Source organism: uncultured Maricaulis sp., assembly GCF_905480005.1.
Classification (GTDB): domain Bacteria; phylum Pseudomonadota; class Alphaproteobacteria; order Caulobacterales; family Maricaulaceae; genus Maricaulis.
The window spans coordinates 1-19,761 of record NZ_CAJQOO010000027.1 but is presented as its reverse complement, the minus strand read 5'-3'; the positions used below and the strand labels follow the sequence as shown (position 1 = coordinate 19,761).

The following is a 19,761-nucleotide window of genomic DNA, read 5'->3' as shown; positions in this document are numbered from 1 at the left end:
CGGAAATCATCGCGACGGTCCGACCAGCGCAGGCCGCCGCGGGCGACCGGTCCAAAGCGAAGGTGAACACCTTCGACATCGGGCGACCAGACGAAGATTTCCCGATAGGGTTTCGGCAGCGGCAATTCTTCCAGCAGCTCGCTGGCGATCTTGATCGCAATCCGCGACTTTGGCTGGCCGTCCTCGCCCCGCTGATAGAAATTCGTCCGCAAAGTGGCTTCGACCAGGTGGAAAACGCGGCGCAGCGCGCGGTCATGATCGAGGCTGGCAACATCATCGAGTTGCTTGCGCAGGGACTCCGAGACATCCCAGACCGCTTCCGACCGGACTTTCTGGTCATCGGTGAAATCGGGGTCGAATTTGACCCGCGCCAATTCCAGCAATCCGCGCGCAATACCGGGATAGGCAGCAAGCGCCTCTTCCTGGATTGCCTGTGACGGGTCGAGACCGGTCTGCTGGCGATAGCGGGCACAGGTGCGCAGGAAGGCGGCTTCACGCCAGGTCACGCCAATCTCGACGATCAGACGGTTGAAGCCGTCATCTTCTGCCCGACCGTCGGCAACGGCCATCAGAGCGTCTTCGAGGCTGGGCGCCAATTCGGCGAGATCACGGCCCTTCAGCGCGTCCGACTTCATTTCGAAGTCATGGACATGGGCGCGATCAAACGCGTCGCCATCGGCACCGCGGCGATCAACCGGGAATCCGGTTTCCTGGACCACATACAGGCCGAGATTTTCCAGCACAGGCATGACGCGCGACAGGGAAACAGGGCGTCCGACGCGATAGATTTTCAGACGCAGATCGGTCTGGTTGTCATCGGCCTCGCGATAGACACGCACAGCGACTTTGCCGGGGCCTTCCAACGATTCCAGCTTGAGGACATCGGCGAGCGCCTCTTCCGGATCGTAGAGTTCGCGATACCCGGCCTTGAAGGCGTCCTGATAGGCCCCCATCCGCATCCGGATGGCTTCCGGCGCATTGCGACGAACATGGGTTTCCAGATCGTCTTCCCAGGTGCGGGCGAGACGGCCGACCTTGCGCTCGAGCTCGCCGGTATCCGGCTCCGGATGATCAAACGGGTTGAGCCCGATGATGTAGTGAACGCGCGCCAGCGAGCTGTCGCCGAACTGCGGGTAAAAAGCCGACAACCGGCCGCCAAACGCTTCGCGTATCAATTCACCCGCCTGCTCGCGGACCTTTGAATTATAGCGGTCGCGCGGGACGAAAAGGAGGGCGGAAACAAACCGGTCGAACTGATCGCGGCGAATGAAAAGCTTGGTTCGCGGGCGGTCATGCAGGTGCAGAATGCCGAGCGAAATCTCCAGCAGATCATTCTCATCCATCTGGAAGAGTTCATCGCGCGGAAAATTCTCGACCGTATTTCGCAATTTCTTGGCCGAGTGCGTACCCGGTGTCTTGCCCGCGCGCTCCAGGACACGGCGCACCTTGCGCCGGATCAGCGGCACCGCACTCGCGCTCTGGTCATAGGCCTCTGCCGTGAACAGGCCGACAAAACGTGCCTCTCCGATAACGGCGCCGTCCTCGCGATACCGTTTGACGCCGATATAATCCATGTAGACGCGGCGATGGACGTGCGACTTCATATTGGCCTTGGCCACGATGAGCGGGGTGGGTTCACGCAGGAAGGTTTCAATGGCCGGGGTCAGAACGGCCGGTTCGGAACCCTTGCGGAGCACATGGCGATCCGGGTCACGCAGCACACCGCGGCCGGATTCCGGCCGCACGCGCGGATGGCGTTGAGCCATCGAGCCGTCTTCATCCACCTCGAAATCATAGACACGGCAACCGAGGAAGGCGAAATGGTCGTCGCGCAGCCAGCGCAGGAATTCCATCGCCTCCGCCAGTTCATCCGGCGATGCGTGGGTCCGTGCGCCCGACAGATGCGCAATGGCATCATCCATCTGGGCCCGCATGTCGGTCCAGTCCTCAACCGCGACACGGACATCATCCAGGGTCGCGGTGACGCCCTCGATCAATGTGCGGCGGGACAATTCATCCAGAGGCGGCAGATGAACCTGGATCATCGACTCGGCGAGACACCGCCCGCCTTCCGGCACGCGCGCTCCGGCATTGTCCCTGCGAACCTGAACAATCGGGTGGAACATGGCCGTGATATCGTGGCCCTGGGCCCCGACTTCGCCCATAACCGAGTCGACGATGAATGGCCGGTCCCGACCGATGATCTCCAGGACGTCACGAGGCAGGTCGGTGCCATCCGCGTGGGTCGCGGTTCGCATGCGCACGAGGATATCATCGCCCGGGCGCGTCTCCCCGAACTGCCAGAAGTCGAGGCTGAGCGCGGCAAGGTCTGACGGACCGACCCGTTCGAGATCCTCCGCAAGCGCATCATCATAGATCTGTGAGAAGAAAGAGTTCCCGGTCTCACCGCATTCGGCGCCGAAAAGCTCGAGCCAGCGCTCCCGCGCCGCCTCCATGAAATCTGCACGACTGTAAGCGTGCGCGACTCCGACGACCGCCCCCATGGTGGCGCTCCCTGGACTGTTGTGTTTATGGACCGACCCTAGTCCTGTTTGAGAAGCACGCAACCCGCCTACGCCGTTGAAAACGCAAACGTGCCATTCTTTTTCTCAAGAGTCCGAAAGGTAGCGATAACGGCGCCGCCGAGTAGGGACAGGGGAACCCGGCGGCGCCTGGCAGACCTCACAGGCAGGCTGGGGGGACGCACTTTGAGGCCTGATCATCGCGAGCGGGTCCGGAATGGCGGACTGGGGGAAGGCCGCACCGACCGGTTTCCCGCTACAGACAAACATGTAGAAAGCCCGCCCCGGATTTAAAGCCCGGGACGGGCAAAATTCTCATGAATTCGTACGGGATGCGGCAATATCACCCAGTTGTGAACGGAGCTCGGTATTCGGTAACCGCAATCAGGCGGTCGGCGCGTCGACCGACCAGTCCTGTGTCAGATTCTCCCAACTCATCATCGGTGCCATGCGGGCCACAAGGTCAAAAGCCATGGCGCGGGTCTCGGCGACATCGCGCGGCTCGACCGCCAACGCGCCAACGGCTTCAGGCACGACGGTCAAGGCCTTGTCCCGATTGGCGTCATCGAAAACGGTCGCCAGAATGGAGAAGGGCGCGGAGAAGCCCACAAGAAGCGCACTCGATCCGGCACTGCGCGCGAGAACCTGGTGGAAGAACGGATCCGAGAAGGCTGACAGGCCGCGGCGCTTGAACACCGCTTCCTGGGCCGTCGGTCGCAACCCGTCGATCGGGGCGCGTCCGGCAACAGAGCCTTCACCCTGGAACTGGCAATGACAGACCCGCCAGCCGGATTGCCGCGCATGGCGCAGCAGCTCGCGAATACGATCAATCACGGCCTGGTTCACCGGGTCGATCTTTCCATTGCTTCCGGTCACCTGGTCGCGCTGGCAGTCCAGCAGGATCAGGCAGGGGTCAGCGAAGCTCATGCGGCCTCCTCGGGCTTGCGCTCGTCCTGATCCTCTTGCATCCGCGCAAGCGAAAGGTCAAACGGGCCGGGGCGATCCCATTCGCCGTCCGGTCGGATAACGACCATTGGGTCGGTATCCATGGTGATGGCGTTGGAAGGCGGGACAAGGTCGCGCTCGATCTCGACATATTTGTAGTCAGAGAAACCGAATTCAGGCCGGTCTGATCGAATTCGGAAGCCGTGCGTGCGCCAGTATTTGACGCGATTGAGTTGGGCATGGCCCAGCATTTTCTTGTAGCCGCGGCGCGCAGAATAGCGCTGGGCCTCCTGCATCAGGACCCGCATGACGCCGAAACGCCGATACTGGCGCAGGACGGCCGCCCGCTCGACCTTCGCGAAATCAGCGAAGAAGCGCAGGCGCAGGACGCCGACCGGCTCCTTGCCCTGCCAGGCAATAAGGTGGCCGGCGCCGACAAAATCATTGCCGTCATACTCTTCGGCATAGGGGGCGAACTGCTCGCCGAGATAGATCACCCCGCGCAAGGTCATCGCCATCACCACCTGGTCAAGCGATCGCGCGACTGTCACTTCCAGACTATCCGGTATCGCGTTTTTCATGAGGAACCCTCCCATTTGCCGAGAACGGTCCGCTTGAGCAGCATATCCCCGAGCTTCCTCGGGAAGCCGGTGCTGCAATAGAGCGGGCTTTCGCCGTCCGGATAGGCACAAACCTCGAAATTAAGTCGCCGCATCAGCGCTTTACCCTCAGTCGTCCGGGCCCTGGCATAGACACGGACATCGCCATAAAAGCCGCGCCATCCCACGAGCAGGGCTCGCAAGGCGGCGGCCTGGGCATGTGGTGTTCTCCCGGCCAGACCCCAGGACAGGAGGGCTGATGCCCGTTCTTCCAGCCCGCACACCCACTCACGGCGCGCATTGGAAAAACCGAATTCGCCTTGCAGGAGTGCGGTTACGCCGGAATCGCTAAGCGGGATTGACGCAACGAAACCGTCAGGGCGGCCATTCCAACGGCGCATATGCAGTGAACGACGGGTCCATTCCTGGACCCGGCCTATATCTGTCGCGCTCGCAATCTCGCCATCGATAAGATCGTTGGCCAGCGCGTGAAACTCATCAATTTCAGACAGCTGCACAGGCTTGAAATCCAAGGAACCAAAGGCCTGGTCAAGCCGTTCGAGCGGGAACTCGAACCCTGCCTGCGTGGAGCTGAAATCCAGCCCGTCACTCACCATTACGCGCACTCCCCCATGTAGTTAATTCTTCGTTAACACCGGCGCGCTACTTCTTCTTCGGCAAAGTTGGAATGTGGGGTAGTCTGAAATTGGACAACGATCTGAGGCGGAACGTCTTCGACTGGGACGACCTTCAAATCTTCCATGCCGTTGCCACAACCGGGTCGATGAGCGCGGCGGCGACCGTGCTTGGTTGTCAGCAATCCACCGTCTCCAAACGCATGCGTCAGCTCGAAAGTCGCCTGTCCTCGCAGCTTATCGAGCGGCGGGCCGATGGCGTTGTCTTGACCCGGGCAGGGACGGCCGCTCTGGATTATGCGGTAACCATGCAGCGCTCCGCCCAGCGGCTGGAGACCGAGATTGCCGGCATGGATCGCAGCCTCGCGGGCCAGGTCTCGCTGCGCGTGCCTGACGGATTGGCGACCTATTGGCTTGCGCGCCATATACCGGAATTTCAACGGGTTAACCCGGAAGTCGTGCTCAAGCTGATCAATGACCGGTCTGCCGCAGCGAGTGATACGGCCGCCGCATTGAGCCTGACTTTCACCCCGGACAAGGCGATGGATACCGAGGCCAGGGCGCTGGGCAGCATCCACTACATGCCCATGGCGTCACGGGAATTCATCGCCACCTATGGGGCCCCACGCTCGCTTGAGGACGTGCTGACACTGCGATTCCTGAGGCTGGAGCAGTATGATCCGTCACTCCACCTGTGGCAGCGAAAAGCCACAGCAACGGATGAGGTTGTAAGATATTCCTTCACGGCGGACATCAGTTCAGTGCTATTTGAAACCATTCGCCATGGCGGCGGAATTGCCATGGCACCAACCTATCTGGCGTCCTTGTATCCGGATGAGCTTGTCGTTCTTGATTATGATTTTCATCAAGACGTCCGATTCTGGCTGAAGAACTCACCAGGCAGTCTTGGAATATCGAGAATAAAATGCGTTGCCGACTGGATCGCCGAACTGTTCAATCGTAGACTCCATCCTTGGTTCCGCGAAGAGTTCTGCCATCCAAGCGAGTTTTGCGACGTAGAAGTCATCAAACCACAGACGTGAGGACGCGATGAGTGCACGAGGCCCGACCAGTATTGATCAGCATGTAGGGGCCAGGCTGCGCCTGCGCCGCAGCCTGCTGGAAATGAGTCAGTCGGAATTGGGCGAGAAGCTCGGTGTGACTTTCCAGCAAGTCCAGAAATACGAGCGCGGCACCAATCGGATTGGCGCCAGTCGGCTCTTCCACGTGGCCAAGGTCATGGAAGTCCCGGTCGCGTATTTCTTTGAAGGTCTTGAAGAAGACGGCTCGTCCGAACTCAAGGGCGGCGACTCCGATACCCTGTATGATTTCATCGCCAGCCCGGACGGCCTGGCCTTGGCGTCTGCTTTCTCCGGCATCAAGGACCAGACGGTCCGTCGCCGTGTGATCGACCTGCTGCGCTCGCTCGCAGACTGAACGTCCAGCGCCCGGCCTTCGGGTCGGGCGCGGACGACACACGCCTTCCCCCAAAACTGATCCCGCGATGAACGCAATGGCCGGAAAATGGCCTTGTCGCTGCCCCGTGCCTGCCTTGCTCGCGCGGGACCATGGCCTCTCATACCAAGGAGGCTCACATGACCATGCGTCCGAACAGGACCCCTCGACCCTATATCCAGGCCCCCGCCGCCTTGCGGATCGGATTGCCGCATCTGCTATTCAGCACGCGGCCCGCCCTGCGCGCCCGTGATCCGCGCCATGAAGCCTATGTGCGGCAGCGCGAGCTCAAACTGTCTTGAGCCATGGGACGGAACAGGTGGTGAACCGGACGTGGAGGGCGCGCACCCGGCCTGGAATTGCCCTTGCGGCGCCTGGCCAAAGCGAAACTTGCCGGTTGTGCGAGCTTTGATCATTTGCCTGGGGTGCCGCCGGTAGAGCGCCCCTCGTCCTGATCAGGAAAGCATGGTGTTCAGTCTCAGCTCGACCGCCACACGATGCTTCACGGCACAGGCAAAGCGCAGGATGGCATCGCGGCAATCCGCATCATCAAGCGCGGCACGCCAGGCCGGGTCGACGTGGAGGATCAGACCACCACGCAGGTCGAACTCATAGGCTATCTCCTGAGCCCACAGATAGAGCGTGCACAGATACCGCCCTGCGTCAGACCGGTCGATCGCTTGCGGTCGCGTGCGCAGCAGACGCAGCAGGCCTTGGCGGGCCGTTTCGCCCTCGCGGCGCGGCAACGGCCAGGAGGCGAGCGTCTCATCATCGAACAGAGTGTCCGGAGCAACCTGCGGCGACAGGCAGTAACGCGTATGCCCGTCGAGGTGAAGCCTCAGACCGTCGGACGGGGAGACACTCGCCCGAAGTCCTCCCTCGGGATCGATACTCCCGTGAATCCGAATGGGAGAGCGGTCGATATCAGCTGACAGGGTCGGGTAGAAATCGGCAATCGGCAGAGGCGAGCGGGTTGCGTTCACGGTATTGCACATATCAACGATCTTGCTCCTCGAATTGCCCCGGTAATGGCACGCCTGTCGGCAGGAGGGCGCCGCGCACACCGAGCACAGCGGCTGCCAGGGCATGGGCCCGCGCAATGGACTGCCGGCAGCTTGCGCCGGACAGGCGTGCGTGCAGATAGCCCGCATTGAAACTGTCGCCAGCGCCGGTTGTGTCGAGCGGTTTGATGACTTCCGGCGGCGCGACCCAGTCGCCGTCGCGGCTTGACCAGGCCCCGCGCGGTCCACACTTGACGATCACCTCGCCGACGCCGGCCTCTCGCCAGAAATCACTGCAGTCCTCGACACGCTCGAAGCCGAACAGGGCCTGCTCGTCCTCGAAGGTGGGCAGGGCGAGCGAAACCATGGGCATCACGGCCCTGATCGTGTCGCGCGCCTGCGCTTTCGAAGTCCACCCGGCGGGTCGGTAATTGGTGTCAAAAACGACCTGGCCGCCGTTACGCCGGACCGCGCCCACCAGGTCGACCAGTTTGTCCTGCTGGCTCGGGGTCTGGAAAAGCGACAGGCTAATTCCGGACAGGTAGAGCACATCCGCTTTCGCCATTTCAGCGATCACCGGAATGGACCGTGGCATGTCCAGAAACTGGCGCGCCGCACTTTGCGAACGCCAGTAGGTGAAGCTGCGCTCGCCTGTCGAATCCACCTCGATGGCATAGAGACCGCAATTGCGGTCCGGTGATGTCATCACCAGATCGTCGCCGACCCCTTCGGTCGCCATACGCTTGCGAATCCGCAAGCTGAACGGATCCATCCCGAGCGCCGTTGCGTAGCGGACCGAGGTTCCCAGGCGCGCGAGATAGACGGCAGTGTTGAACGTGTCGCCGCCGACTCCGACCCGGGCCGTGTCAGCCTGCAGGTCGGCGAGTTCTGCCATGACCTCGCCAAAACAGATGACTCGCTTGCCCCGCGGCTCGAAGTCGGACTGACGCCCCATTGCATTCATCTCCCGGATACCCTCTGGCGCCTACGAGAACAGCAATCCGCCATTCACATCCAGGCAAACACCCGTGAGGAAGGATGCTTCGTCAGATGCCAGATAGCTCACCACATCGCCAACCTCGTCGGCTGCGCCCTGGCGGCGCAGCGGGGTCATGCCGGCAACCTTCTCACGAACCTCATCCTTCGAAAAGCGGTCATGAAAACTGGTGGCAATCATCCCCGGGCATACCGCATTGACGCGAATTCCCTTCGGACCGAGCTCTTTCGCCATGCCGCGAGTGAACGTCATCACAGCGCCCTTGCCCGTCGCATAGGCGGTGGCGCCGGGGCCACCCCCGTCACGACCCGCTTGCGAGGCGAAATTGATGACGGAAGCCCCTTCCTTCATGTGCGGGACGGTCGCCTTCATCGCGAAGAAGGCCGAATGCACGTTCAGGCGCATCACCCAGTCAAAGAACTCCTCGTCCATCTCGTCCAGCGTCTTGCGAGCGACCATCCCGCCCGCAACCGTTGCGAGGATATCGATCTGCGAGCCGAAGGCATTCTGGGCAGCTGAAACCAGCTTCTCCATCTCGGACATCTTGGTGGCATCAGCCTTGACCAGGATCGCGTCACCACCAGCCTTGGTGATATCGTCGACCGTCGCCTGGGCTGCGGTGTCATCATTATTGTAGTTCACGACCACCTTGGCACCTTCGCGGGCCAGGGAAATCGACACGGCGCGTCCGATGTCCCGGCCGCCTCCTACAACGATCGCGGTTTTTCCAGCGAGTTTCATGTTCTTCTTCTCCTAGAATTGCGAAGCCGTCAGGCTTGTTCTTTTTTCGGTTTGAGAGGTTCGATACGGCCACACACAAGCCAGACGCTCGCCAGGGCGAGCACGGCCAGGCCGGCACCGATGACGAAAGCCGGCGTGTAGTTTCCACCCAGGGTGAGCCAGGGCACGAGATAGGTCAGACCGGCCGCGCCCAGCTTTGCAGCCATGCCGGCAAAGCCGGCGAGCGTGCCGACAGACTTCCCGCTCAGGAAATCACTGGCCAGGGTTTGCACATTGCCGATCGCGGTCTGAAAGCCGAACAGGATGGCCGCCATGATCAGCACCGCGACCACCGGATTGCCAGCCTGTGACATGGCAAGCAGGCAGGGCAGCATGATCAGGCAACCCAGCGTGATCGTCAGCTTGCGCGCTGCGTCAACGCTCCAGCCGGCCTTGATGCGGTTCTGGGCAAGCAGGCCGCCGAACCAGGCACCAAACATGGCACCGACATAGGGAACCCAGCCATAAATACCGATCTCGCGGACATTGAAGCCGTAGACTTCAGACAGATAGATCGGGATCCAGAAAACGAAGAGCCACCAGATCGGGTCAATCGCCGCCGAGGCTATGATCACACCCCAGCTTTGCCGACGTGACAGCAATTCCGCGGTTCCCGGGGCGTAGCTGGCTTCCTCCTCGGACGACTCGTCATCCACGGCCTCCGCGCTCGTGCGCCGTTGACCGGTCAGGATGTATTGACGCTCCTCCTCGGTCACCCAGGGGTGGGATTTCGGCGGCGCTTTCACCAGAACCATCCAGGGTACAAGCCAGAGCAGTCCGGTCAGACCAATGATGATGAAAATGATGTGCCAGTCGAAGAAGACCGACAGGAATGCGATCAGCGGGATCGAGATGACGCCGCCAATGGCCGCACCGGAGTTGAAAATCCCCTGCGCGAGCGCGCGTTCCTTGGTCGGGAACCACTCGGCATTCGCCTTCGTTGCACCGGGCCAGTTGCCGGCCTCGGCCACGCCCAGGATTGCACGAAAGACAGCGAAGGAGGGCAGCCCGCGAGCAAAGGCATGGGCGGCTGTTGCAAGCGACCAGACTGCGATCGACAGGGCAAAGCCCATACGGGTGCCGATCCAGTCGAATATCTTGCCGAAAATCGCCTGACCGAACGCGTAGGCAAACACAAAGATGACCGAGATCAGGGCGTAGATTTCCTTGCGCTGATCCTCAGTCTTGTCCGGATAGAGTTCAGCGGAAATTTCCGGCCACAGCACATTCAGGGACTGACGGTCGATATAGTTGATCACGGTCGCGAGGGCGACAAGGGTGACAACCCACCAGCGGAGACGGGGAATTTGCATCAGACACTCCCCCGTTGCGGCAGGAAGTCTTCCCGTGAAGGCGAGAAGACATCAATCAGGACACCCTCTTCAAGGCAGACCGCGCCATGTGGGCTTTCGGACGGCACAAAGAAGCTGTCCCCTGCAGTCAGCACCTGTTCCTGATCGCCAATCTCGACTTTGAAAGCACCGGATTCGACGTAGGACATCTGTGTGTGCGGGTGCGTGTGGACCTCGCCAACGGCTCCCCGGGAAAACCAGACGCGGGCGCCCATGAGGGCATCGCCATATCCCAACAATTGACGCCGGATACCCGGCGCGACCTGCTCGGCACCCATCGGGTCGGCCTTTATGAAATTGGGCGGTTCGTCATCGACGGTCCGATGGACCGCCCCTGCTTGTGCTGACGGCATGTTTCACTCCCGGAAAATATTGTAGGCCCCGGTCCACTCATAGAGGTGGCCGTCGGCGCTTATCGTGTGAGCTCCAGAGTGGAGATCATGGGAAAGGCCAACGCTGAGCTGCTGGCCGGTACTAAACACAATCTGTATGAGGGTTGCGGTGTCGCCGTCGAAGGTGCGGACGGTCTCGATTCCGCTCTCGCTCGCGACAGTCACCTCCTGGGCCGGGTCATAGAGACCGTGAGGCTCGATTACGGAGATGAAGCGGGCTTGCTCCGCACTTGGCACCCGCAGAAGAATTCCCTGCTGTGAGCGAAGATTGAAGTCGGGGTCATTGGCTCCGGTCCGGACAATCCGGGCCTCGACAGGCTCGCTGACCAGTGCGTGATAGGTGTAGAAACGGTTCTCGGTCAGCCAGGTGAACCGGGCGGCGCCGGTTTCCGAGACGCCCTCGGCCTCAACCCACAAGTGCTGATAGCCATTGTCCGGCCCCAGAGCCGACTGCTGGCCGGCATTGCGCGCGAGAGTGAGATCAAAGTCGGTAATCTGGCCGTTGAAATAGGTCGGAAGGTCGATCTGCGACGCGTCGGGCGCCTCGACATCAAACACGTCAATGACGAGCGGGCCGGCTGTTCCCGACGTGCGGACCTGAAATGTGGTGCGCGCGAGCGTGGCACCCGGATAGGCATCATCAATGCTGGCTGACACCACATTGACCCCGTCCTGCTGTTCAAACAGCGCAATGCTGGGCCAGCTTTCCTGACCCCGTCGCCAATCGCCGCCATGATGACTGGTCGCGTTGAGGACCACCGTATTGTGGGCAATTGTCTGGCGCGCCCAACTGGTATTCTCCGGCAGGTAGCGACCACCATCCTTCGACGGCACATTGAGGAAACGCGCGGCACCATAATCGGTCAGGATTTCCTGGCCGCCGTCGTAGAGAATGAGCGCGAGCTTGTCGAAATGGCCATGGCCCATGCCCTGGCCCGTATGCTTGGCGACCAGCGTCTGGGCCAGTTCGCCCTCGCCCATGCGCAGGATCGCCAAACCACCTTGATCGCCATCAGGTCCGTCGCGAAGCAGGCGCGTGTCGAATTCAAAGGACGTGGCCATTCCGGCTGCCAGATCGGTCGCAACTGCAAAACCGCCGCCGGTAAGGACCGTCGTGCCTTGCTGTTCCGCGATCGAAAGGAGGCCGGGATCACCGGTCAGGCTATAGGCTGCGGCAACACCATAAACGACCTCAACCGTGTCGAGACCCTTCTCGCGGATCGCGTCATTGATCGGGAAGAACAGCCCGGCATAGCTCTGCTGGATGGTAGCCATGATGGCATTGAGGAGGATACCGTCGCGATACTCGAAAATGCCCCGCTCGGGTTCATTGTTCTGGACCGCCTGCCCGAAAAGGACGAAAGGCATCAGCGCGTAGCGCTGATAATAGGGACCTTCGGTATAGTAGCCGTCGGGTGAAAAGAGCTGATCGAGCTGGGCCAGGAAGCCGGCATTGCCGTCCAGCTCGAGGCCTAGCAATGCGCGCTCAACGAGCGCGTCGTCATCAAGCGCGTAACCGGTCATGCCCACCGCGGCAGCAGCCCAGGTCCCGTGATTGTGGATGCGCTGGAAAGTCTGCGGGGAGTCGGTGGAAAGGAATTCCGCCATCGGCCGCAACAGATCGGTCTCGATCCTGTCCCGCGACTCCTCGGTGAGGGCATCACGGATCGCGTCATATCCCTGGATCGAATAGACGAGCCACACCGCCTCATTGAGGCTCTGCCAGAACAGGCGTCCCGGCGCCTGGTTCCGACGTTCCGGATGCAGGGGCAAATCCCCGTACATGTCGGCATAGGCCAGCAAATAGGCCTCGGCATGCTCGAGATAGCGCCGGTCCCCGGTCAGCTGGAAGAGCAGTCCGGCATCATGGATGATCTTGTAGTTTTCCTTGTGCCGCTCATGCGAATACCCGCCGCCCGGATCGACCGGCACCGGCACGACAAGGCCCGCCTCGAGGCTGGCCTCGACCCGCGTGACCGCAGCATTGTGGGCGTGCGCGACCAGAGCCGGCATCGTGTCCGCCCCCCGAAAGGCGTCCACGCCGGCCTCGGTGAGAATGAGATTGGGCTGAGCCGACGCGCAGGCGGTCGCCCCCAGCAATGCCGCGGCAAGGCAGGTGGCACGGATCATTGAGCGCCCCCCGCGAGGGTCGCGTCCACCGGCTCCCCGTCAACGCCGCGCAAGGTCAGGCTGACGGTTTCATCAACATCATTGGCACCGATCTCGAAGGGCCATCCAAGGACCCGGCGACGGATCTCGAACGATCCGGACGCGACGATCCGATTGTCGGTTACATGCAGCTGATCAATGCCGTTCAAGGCGAGGGCGACACCGCCCTCTGCCACCGCTTCCAGGCGAGAGCCGGTAAGGCTGAAGCGCGGGCCGAATGTGCTCTCGTCGCGACCTTCGCGACCGAAGCGGGCGAGCCCGTCAGCGAGCCCGGAAAAATGGCTGTCTTCAATGCGGACCTCATCAGCGAGATACCAGCCATCAAGGCCGTCACCGCTGAGCTCTATGATTGATCCGGGCCAGTCAGCGACCTGCAAGCGCGCGATCGTCACAATCTGGGCAAAGGTCGCCTGATCAGCTCCGAGGAGCGGGCCGACACTGTCGTCGCGGTCGGTTGTCAGGGCCACATCTTCCAGGTTCAGGCGATAGGCGCCGCGATATTGCTCGCCCGCGGCATGGAGCAAGGCTGTCTCTGCGCTGGCCTGATGCAGGGTCACATTGCGCAGCGTCAGATCCGCGCCGGCAAGGAGACGGAAAAGACCGTCGCTCGCAGACGTCAAGCGCACGCCCTCGGAACCCGCGATGGCTATGGGGGCGGCGATTTCGATCGGTGATGAAATTGCGATTTCACCGGGGCTGACGAGGATTGTGTCGCCAGGCTCGGCATCAGCGATTGCCTGCAGAAGTTCGGCTTCGTTCGCCTCGACCTCGATCACATCTCCAGCAACTGCGCCCTGAGACGGCTTTTCATAATAGCGCGGCCCCGTCGCGTTGCGGGCCACGGGCTGCAGGTCGCGCGGCGCGCCCGCACCACCATCCACGGCTTCACCTTGCATATAGACCAGGCCATTCTCGGCACGCTCGAGACTGAAGCCGGCCACAGCCGTGGAGCCGATCACGTCGAAACGGCGATTATTGGAGATGTTTCCGGAGAAGCTGATACCGGAGACGTCGTCGAAAATGGCCACCGGCTCGTTTTCATCCGACAACAGGATATTGGCGGTCATCTCGCTATTGACCGGAACGGCGCTGCGCTCCTCATCGCTGCCAACCGCGAAACCCAGCTCGAGGACGTCCACGAAGCTGTTATTGCTGATCAGGGCGCCATCCACTTGATGGTAGCGATTTTCCGGTGAGTTCGGCACGCCATTCATGACCACGAGTGCGCCGAGGAATTTTCGGCCGCGCAGCCCTTCCAGATAATTGTCGCGAACCACCTGGTTGTCATTGATGACGCGGATGCCGCCGGTATCCGGAACGCCATTGCCAAAAAAGACGTTGCGCGAAACCTCATTGCGTCCGCCATGCCTGAAGACGACAGATCCACGCGACTCGTAGAAGACATTCTCGGTAATCAGATTGCCTTCGGACTTGATCGAGATGATTTCGACCTCGCCATCGCACCGGTCGAAATAATTCTGCCGGACAATGGTGCCCGAATTGATCCGCGAATAAGCACTGACGCCGATCCGCAAGGTTTCGCCCCCATTGCCGCCGAGGGGCGCTCGCGGACCGAAATAATTGTGTTCGATCACATGGTTATTGTTCTGGCTGCCTTCAGAGTTGAGGCGCACCACCATGGTCGGCCCGCGATTGGTCTTGCCAACAAAGGCATTGCGGTCGATCCGGTTCTCCTGGCCATAGACAACCACCCAGGAATCCTGGGTCTCGCGGTCAGGCTGGTTGTAATTCTCGATCACGGTCTCAACCAGGCGCGTATGGTTCGCCAGGGTTTGACTGTCGCGGCGAAAGGAGATCACTTCGCTGGTCGGCGAATAGCCATCACGGAAGGTGAGCCCCCATACAACCAGGTGCTCGCCGCCGATCCGCAAATTGGACTGACCAGTGAGCACGACATCGCCGGGCGTTTCGGCCATCAGGTAGATCGGCGCATCCGCCGTACCCGTCGCCTCGAACACGATTTCGAAGTCTTCCCAGACGCCATTGGCGAGAACGATGCGGTCGCCAGGTTCGGCCCGCTCCAGGGCTGCTTGATAGCCCTGCTGGTCCGTAACAAGGAAGTCTGATGCGGACGCAATACCGGGCAACCAGACAAAAACTGCAACCAGCAAGGCGACAGCGCCGCGCAATATCCGCGGCCCATTGGATTGTTTCCGGGTCATGCATCCTCCAACTCGCTTCTTTTAGTGAAGCGTCAGTCAGGAGCATAACCACTCAGACAGAAGCGGACAACATGTTTCACAGTCCAATTTGCAAGAAACGGACTAGCAAATTGGTCTATGTGGTCTGCGGGGCAGTTTCGCCATTGCCGAGATAACGCTCGCGCGCCTCGCTGGTGCGGCGGCGCGCCTCCTCGATTGCCATTTGCTCGGCAGTATTCAGCATCGCCTCGACGATACAGGCGAAGTGCCGGCGCATCGCGGCCCGGGCCTGATCGGGGTCGCGCTCACGCAGGGCGAGCGCAATATCGCGGTGCTCCGACAGGCGCATTTCCGGCGATATTCCACAGATTGAATCATATGCGGTCCGGATTTCATCGATTTCGGTGCGGAAACGCCAAAGCCGCTCGATCATGTCGATGATGGCGGCATTCTTCGAAGCGCGCGCGATCGTCAGGTGAAACTCACGATCGGCATCCTGATGCAGTGCTTCGTCATTCTCGCTGTCATCCGACATCTTGGACACAAGCTGGTCGAGTTTCTCGAGCTCGTCATCGGTAATCATCGTGGCTGCCAGGGCGGCCGCCTCGCTCTCGATCATTGTCCTTGCCTGAGTCAGCTCGAACGCCTCGATCGTCGGCAAGGCGTCACTGGAAGGCTTTGCCGGCAGGACTTTCGCGCCCGACCCGGTCCGCACTTCAATCCGGCCCTGGGCCTGCAATGCGATCTGCGCCTCGCGTACGGTCACCCGGCTTACGCCGAGCTGTACGGCAAGGTCCCGCTCCCCCGGCAGGCGACTGCCCGGCGGAAACTTGCCCTCATCGATCATTGCCGTGATCCGGCGCGCAATCTGATTATAGAGGCGCTTGTCAGTCGTCATTTTGCGTAAAGCCAGTTCTGGTCATTCTCGAGAATCGGGCTGATCTTATAGCCCTACGAAAACTATACCATTATAGAAATTGGTCTACAAACCTTCCAGGCCATCTCCAGGAACAAAGCGGCGCCCCGCTGGTGCCTGGACGAGCCAGGCACCAGGAGACGCCGAAGTTCCCTTTAGGGTAAGGGTATGGAGGTATGGGAAAGATACGTGGATCAGAAACGACCCCTCACACCGAAGTAGATCCGCGGTCCGTAGACGTTGACTTCCGCAAAGTTGTCGGCCGTCGGATTGTACTGAACCTTGGGCTCATCGAAGATATTGAGGGCTTCAACACTCACCCGAACCGAGTCGGAGACCTGGTACGAAGCGCGCGCCTCGAAGATTCCCCGATCGTCGATGTAGCGCAGATTTCCAGGCGTCGAGATGAACTGCTGGAAGTATGAGCTGCGATACTTGTACACACCCTGCAGATCGAGATCGCCGATGCTGTAGTAGACCTGTGCCGAAGCCACGTGCTCGGACAGACCCGGAACATCAGCCGGGGCAACAATGCCGACACGCTCGATCGCTGTACCATCAGACGCGATGATCGTAGACGCACCGAAGACGGCATCTTCGAACTCGAAATCGGAGTTGGCGTAGTTGTAGCCGACCCGGACACCAAGACCGCTCCAGGCCCCCGGCAGATAGCTGAAGGAGTGAGCCGCCGAGATCTCGAATCCGGTGATCGTGCTCTCTTCACCGTCAACATCCTGCGTCGTCACAGCAGCCTGCAGGTCCTGGCCGTCGACCGTGAAGGTCTCGACCTGGCCGACATTGCGGAAACCACCACTGAAGCTCTTGTGATAGACGCCGAAGGCCAGAATGGTGTCTTCGTTCGGATACCATTCGAGCGCCGCATCATAGTTCCAGGACATCAGCGGATCGAGCTCCGGATTTCCGAAACCCCTAACCTGGGCAATGACATCGGCGACGTCGGTTGAGCCGCCATCATTATCGATGCTGCTGGAGAAGCTGCGGCCAACGCCGAGGTCCGACGGATCCGGCCGCGAGAGGGCGCGATAGACGCCACCACGAAGCAGGACATCATCACGCAACTCCACAACGAGGTTCGCGCTGGGCAGAACTTCCGTATAGCTGTGATTGGCTGTGATCTCGACCAGATTGCTGTTGTCGACACCAATGCCGGTGATGACACTGGCAGCATCGCGATCAAGGGTCAGCGCTCCGCGATACCCGTTGGACGTCACTTCGGTGTCGACAACGCGAACACCGAAATTACCGCGGACCGGCATGTCGCCGAAATCACCCATGAAGTCAGCCTGGAGATAGGCGGCGATCGTTTCTTCCGCCACATCCACGATTTGAAGCGGATTCTGGCCCGTCCCCATTACAGCGGAAGTCAGGAAGACATCGCTGGCATCCGGAATGCTGATCGAACGACCCAGCAGGGCCTCGGCCAGGCAGACCGGATCGAAGGTCACGTAGGAATTGCCGGTACCCGCGGCGATGACATTGCCCGAACCGTCAACATTGGTGATCAGCGGTCCATCGACGACATCCGCAAGGAAATCATTTTCCGGGAAGACGCTGTTCATACAGGCCGCACTTGCGGCAGCCCCGTCACCGACAGCAAGCGGACCACCATCTGTCTCGCGGCGAACCCGTGGCACGGAGTCATACTCGAGTTCGGATTGGCGAATGCCACCCCGGACATTGGTGATGAAGCCGTTATCCCACGCATAGTCGAAGTCGAGACGGAAGGCTTCGATGCTGTTGTTGCGGAACTGGTTCAGGTCTTCACGCGTTCGCGGACCGACATCAAAATTCGCCGGATCGGTCACGTCAAAATTGCCAAAGATGAAGCGCTGGGCATCATCCTCGACGATGATGCCGACATAGACATCTTCGGAACCGCTATCGCCATCCGTGTCGCTGCGAAGGCGAGACTGGACGATATTCTCGCGGCGCATGGTCTCCGAGTAGGAATAGTCGGCGGAGACGCTGAGTGCGTCAGTCACCTGATATTCGGCAGACAGGCCATAACCGGTGTATTCCTCGATCCGCTCTGCGAAGTGAGAGCTGACCTCGGCACCGTCATAAGTCGTGCCACCGAGGAAAGCGCCTGTCGGGCTGACCGAAAGCGGAACAATCTCACCCGATTCACCGACATTGAGGACGGAGTTGCCATCAATTGTCAGGTCGCTGCGAAGCTCCTGGAAGGTCCGGTCCGACTGTTGGTAATCGACATTGATGTCCCAACGCGAATTCGGCTGCCATTGCGCCGCCAGGAAGCTCGAGTCGCGCTGATCTTCAGTGATGTTCTGGCGGAAGTGGCGCTGGCTCGGAACGAAGACGAAGGGCGTGTTCGCATCCGGCGCCACGCCGGTGAGCGGATCAACCTCGAGCGCCAGATCGCCGCCGCCGGAATCACAGTTCTGATCCGCGTCACCGAGACTGTCGACACCGAAATCGTCGTTGTTCGGATCACCGGAAATGACGTTACGGCAATCCCGGAAACCGCTGGATGTGCGCGCTTCCTGCTCCGGATTGGTGGAGCGATTGCTCTGATAGCCGAAGGACAGACCAAAATCGCCCGCGCCGGTTTCCCAGCTGTCGACGAAGCTGAGCGTCGCGCGATGGCCGATATTCTGCTCGTTGAAATTCAGGTCCGCATTGTCAGGATTGTAATTACCCTTCAACTCGAGCTGGACGCGGCTGCGCCCGTAATCGATCGGACGGAGCGTGGAGAGGGAAATCTGGCCGGACACACCACCTTCAATGAAGCTGGCCTCCTGGGTCTTGTAGACCGCGAGGGAGTTGAACAGCTCCGACGGGAACTGGCTGAAATTGACCGAGCGGTCACCACTGCCATTGGCCGCTTCGCGCCCATTGATCACGGTCGAGCCGAGATAGGGACCGAGGCCACGAATGGAAATCTCGGTCGCGCCGCCCTGCTCAATGTGCGAGGTCGCACTGGTCAGGGTTTCGAGCGCCTCACCGATGGAGAGCGCCGGCAGGTCGCCGATATCGTCTGATGACAGCGCCTCAACGACCGTGTTGGACTCCCGCTTGGTCGCGATCGATGTCTGAATCGTCTGACGAATACCCTGAACGACAATAATGTCGCTGTCGGCTCGTCCTGGGCTTGCGCGAAGGCAGGCGCCGAGAAGGCAGCAACCGCGCCGCCCAACATGAGCGCGCGCGTCCGCCTGGAGCGCGACAGACGGCGCCCCTCTCCTGATTTAAGCATATTCACTCCCCTTAGGTTTTTATAGACCGATTGGGGACCAATATCGGAAGCCTGTCAACCATTCTTCTAGTCCATTATGTAGTTTTGGTACCCACGATTGGTATGGATAAAACCCATAAACTGGTACTACCAATTTCTCGGACAATTGAATAAGTGTTGCAAAAACAAACCTTTCAACTATGGCCTTGCGCCTGGAAGGAAACCCTGTCGGAGGAAATAATGGGCACATGGCCCGGCCCGCGACGCCGGCGACAGACCGTCAATCCTCGTGGGAATCCGCTCCATGATTGGCAGAATTAGAGGCGGGAAATCTCGAGCTTCCCAATGACTGAGCGCCCCTTCCGCACAGCGCGGGGCAGTGATCTGCCCGAGCGTCGCGCCGGCACGGGCGTCAAGGCTGCGAGAATACGGATCGATCAAGCCCCCCGAAGCGACATCCCGGAAGTCCATTCGACAGACAGAAGGGTGCCGGGAAGCTTCGCGACCCAGAATTCGATGATCGTTATGTCATTGGAATAATGGAGCGGGCGATGAGATTCGAACTCACGACATTCACCTTGGCAAGGTGACGCTCTACCCCTGAGCTACGCCCGCTCACGAT

General features: G+C 60.5%; 16 protein-coding genes and 1 tRNA gene. 3 read left to right on the top strand and 14 right to left on the bottom strand.

Translation table 11 applies throughout. The features are described 5' to 3' along the window. The 4 genes from QZ266_RS03935 to QZ266_RS03920 form a co-directional block, all read right to left on the bottom strand. The coding region (locus QZ266_RS03935) for an NAD-glutamate dehydrogenase domain-containing protein (protein WP_295691822.1) at window positions 1-2,504 on the bottom strand (2,504 nt) is incomplete at its 3' end. A 402-nt stretch (window positions 2,505-2,906) separates the two neighbouring features. After that, window positions 2,907-3,449 carry a cysteine hydrolase gene (locus QZ266_RS03930; protein WP_295691821.1) on the bottom strand — a complete coding sequence of 181 codons (543 nt, stop codon included), beginning with the start codon at window positions 3,447-3,449 and terminating at the stop codon, window positions 2,907-2,909. Next, window positions 3,446-4,048: a GNAT family N-acetyltransferase gene (locus tag QZ266_RS03925; RefSeq protein ID WP_295691820.1), complete on the bottom strand. Its 603-nt coding sequence runs from the start codon at window positions 4,046-4,048 to the stop codon at window positions 3,446-3,448. Before QZ266_RS03925 ends, QZ266_RS03930 begins: the two co-directional genes overlap by 4 nt. Then, a complete protein-coding gene (locus QZ266_RS03920) occupies window positions 4,045-4,683 on the bottom strand; it encodes a hypothetical protein (RefSeq protein ID WP_295691818.1) in 639 nt (212 codons plus the stop codon). Before QZ266_RS03920 ends, QZ266_RS03925 begins: the two co-directional genes overlap by 4 nt. An 89-nt stretch (window positions 4,684-4,772) precedes the next feature. Between QZ266_RS03920 and QZ266_RS03915 the strand changes: the two genes are divergently transcribed. From QZ266_RS03915 to QZ266_RS03905, 3 genes are all read left to right on the top strand, one after another. Further along, window positions 4,773-5,744, top strand: coding sequence for a LysR family transcriptional regulator (locus QZ266_RS03915; RefSeq protein WP_295691816.1), 972 nt, complete (start codon window positions 4,773-4,775; stop codon window positions 5,742-5,744). A 7-nt stretch (window positions 5,745-5,751) separates the two neighbouring features. Continuing rightward, entirely contained in the window at window positions 5,752-6,138 is a 387-nt protein-coding gene (locus QZ266_RS03910; RefSeq protein ID WP_295691815.1) for a helix-turn-helix domain-containing protein, read from the top strand. 158 nt (window positions 6,139-6,296) lie between these two features. Beyond that, a complete protein-coding gene (locus QZ266_RS03905) occupies window positions 6,297-6,458 on the top strand; it encodes a hypothetical protein (RefSeq protein WP_295691814.1) in 162 nt (53 codons plus the stop codon). A gap of 153 nt (window positions 6,459-6,611) precedes the next feature. Here QZ266_RS03905 and QZ266_RS03900 read toward each other — a convergent pair whose 3' ends face one another. The 10 genes from QZ266_RS03900 to QZ266_RS03855 all read right to left on the bottom strand — a co-directional run bounded on the left by QZ266_RS03900 (window position 6,612) and on the right by QZ266_RS03855 (window position 19,754). Further along, window positions 6,612-7,151, bottom strand: coding sequence for a hypothetical protein (locus QZ266_RS03900; RefSeq protein ID WP_295691813.1), 540 nt, complete (start codon window positions 7,149-7,151; stop codon window positions 6,612-6,614). A gap of 1 nt (window position 7,152) precedes the next feature. Then, window positions 7,153-8,112 (bottom strand): sugar kinase, encoded by a 960-nt coding sequence (locus QZ266_RS03895; protein ID WP_295691812.1) that lies wholly within the window; start codon window positions 8,110-8,112, stop codon window positions 7,153-7,155. Between the two features lie 30 nt (window positions 8,113-8,142). Then, window positions 8,143-8,895 (bottom strand): SDR family NAD(P)-dependent oxidoreductase, encoded by a 753-nt coding sequence (locus QZ266_RS03890; protein ID WP_295691811.1) that lies wholly within the window; start codon window positions 8,893-8,895, stop codon window positions 8,143-8,145. Between the two features lie 29 nt (window positions 8,896-8,924). Beyond that, on the bottom strand, window positions 8,925-10,247 hold the full coding sequence (locus tag QZ266_RS03885; RefSeq protein WP_295691809.1) for an MFS transporter: 1,323 nt from the start codon (window positions 10,245-10,247) through the stop codon (window positions 8,925-8,927). Then, the gene (locus QZ266_RS03880; RefSeq protein WP_295691807.1) at window positions 10,247-10,639 is read right to left on the bottom strand and encodes a cupin domain-containing protein; all 393 of its coding nucleotides are present in this window, start codon (window positions 10,637-10,639) and stop codon (window positions 10,247-10,249) included. The genes QZ266_RS03885 and QZ266_RS03880 overlap by 1 nt, the downstream gene beginning before the upstream one ends. Before the next feature lie 3 nt (window positions 10,640-10,642). After that, window positions 10,643-12,808 carry an alginate lyase family protein gene (locus QZ266_RS03875; RefSeq protein WP_295691805.1) on the bottom strand — a complete coding sequence of 722 codons (2,166 nt, stop codon included), beginning with the start codon at window positions 12,806-12,808 and terminating at the stop codon, window positions 10,643-10,645. Next, the gene (locus QZ266_RS03870; protein WP_295691803.1) at window positions 12,805-15,030 is read right to left on the bottom strand and encodes a polysaccharide lyase 6 family protein; all 2,226 of its coding nucleotides are present in this window, start codon (window positions 15,028-15,030) and stop codon (window positions 12,805-12,807) included. The genes QZ266_RS03875 and QZ266_RS03870 overlap by 4 nt, the downstream gene beginning before the upstream one ends. Before the next feature lie 115 nt (window positions 15,031-15,145). Beyond that, entirely contained in the window at window positions 15,146-15,907 is a 762-nt protein-coding gene (locus tag QZ266_RS03865) for a FadR/GntR family transcriptional regulator (RefSeq protein ID WP_295691801.1), read from the bottom strand. A 212-nt stretch (window positions 15,908-16,119) separates the two neighbouring features. Beyond that, window positions 16,120-19,029 (bottom strand): TonB-dependent receptor, encoded by a 2,910-nt coding sequence (locus QZ266_RS03860; protein WP_295691824.1) that lies wholly within the window; start codon window positions 19,027-19,029, stop codon window positions 16,120-16,122. A 650-nt stretch (window positions 19,030-19,679) separates the two neighbouring features. Further along, window positions 19,680-19,754 (bottom strand) — tRNA-Gly (locus tag QZ266_RS03855). Window positions 19,755-19,761 lie beyond the last annotated feature (7 nt).

Coding starts and splice junctions, on each gene's coding strand:
- QZ266_RS03895 (WP_295691812.1), bottom strand. CDS start 8,112: ATGGGGCGTCAGTCCGACTTCGAGCCGCGGGGCAAGCGAGTCATCTGT.
- QZ266_RS03880 (WP_295691807.1), bottom strand. CDS start 10,639: ATGCCGTCAGCACAAGCAGGGGCGGTCCATCGGACCGTCGATGACGAA.
- QZ266_RS03875 (WP_295691805.1), bottom strand. CDS start 12,808: ATGATCCGTGCCACCTGCCTTGCCGCGGCATTGCTGGGGGCGACCGCC.
- QZ266_RS03920 (WP_295691818.1), bottom strand. CDS start 4,683: ATGGTGAGTGACGGGCTGGATTTCAGCTCCACGCAGGCAGGGTTCGAG.
- QZ266_RS03890 (WP_295691811.1), bottom strand. CDS start 8,895: ATGAAACTCGCTGGAAAAACCGCGATCGTTGTAGGAGGCGGCCGGGAC.
- QZ266_RS03870 (WP_295691803.1), bottom strand. CDS start 15,030: ATGACCCGGAAACAATCCAATGGGCCGCGGATATTGCGCGGCGCTGTC.
- QZ266_RS03925 (WP_295691820.1), bottom strand. CDS start 4,048: ATGAAAAACGCGATACCGGATAGTCTGGAAGTGACAGTCGCGCGATCG.
- QZ266_RS03905 (WP_295691814.1), top strand. CDS start 6,297: ATGACCATGCGTCCGAACAGGACCCCTCGACCCTATATCCAGGCCCCC.
- QZ266_RS03900 (WP_295691813.1), bottom strand. CDS start 7,151: ATGTGCAATACCGTGAACGCAACCCGCTCGCCTCTGCCGATTGCCGAT.
- QZ266_RS03910 (WP_295691815.1), top strand. CDS start 5,752: ATGAGTGCACGAGGCCCGACCAGTATTGATCAGCATGTAGGGGCCAGG.
- QZ266_RS03865 (WP_295691801.1), bottom strand. CDS start 15,907: ATGACGACTGACAAGCGCCTCTATAATCAGATTGCGCGCCGGATCACG.
- QZ266_RS03930 (WP_295691821.1), bottom strand. CDS start 3,449: ATGAGCTTCGCTGACCCCTGCCTGATCCTGCTGGACTGCCAGCGCGAC.
- QZ266_RS03885 (WP_295691809.1), bottom strand. CDS start 10,247: ATGCAAATTCCCCGTCTCCGCTGGTGGGTTGTCACCCTTGTCGCCCTC.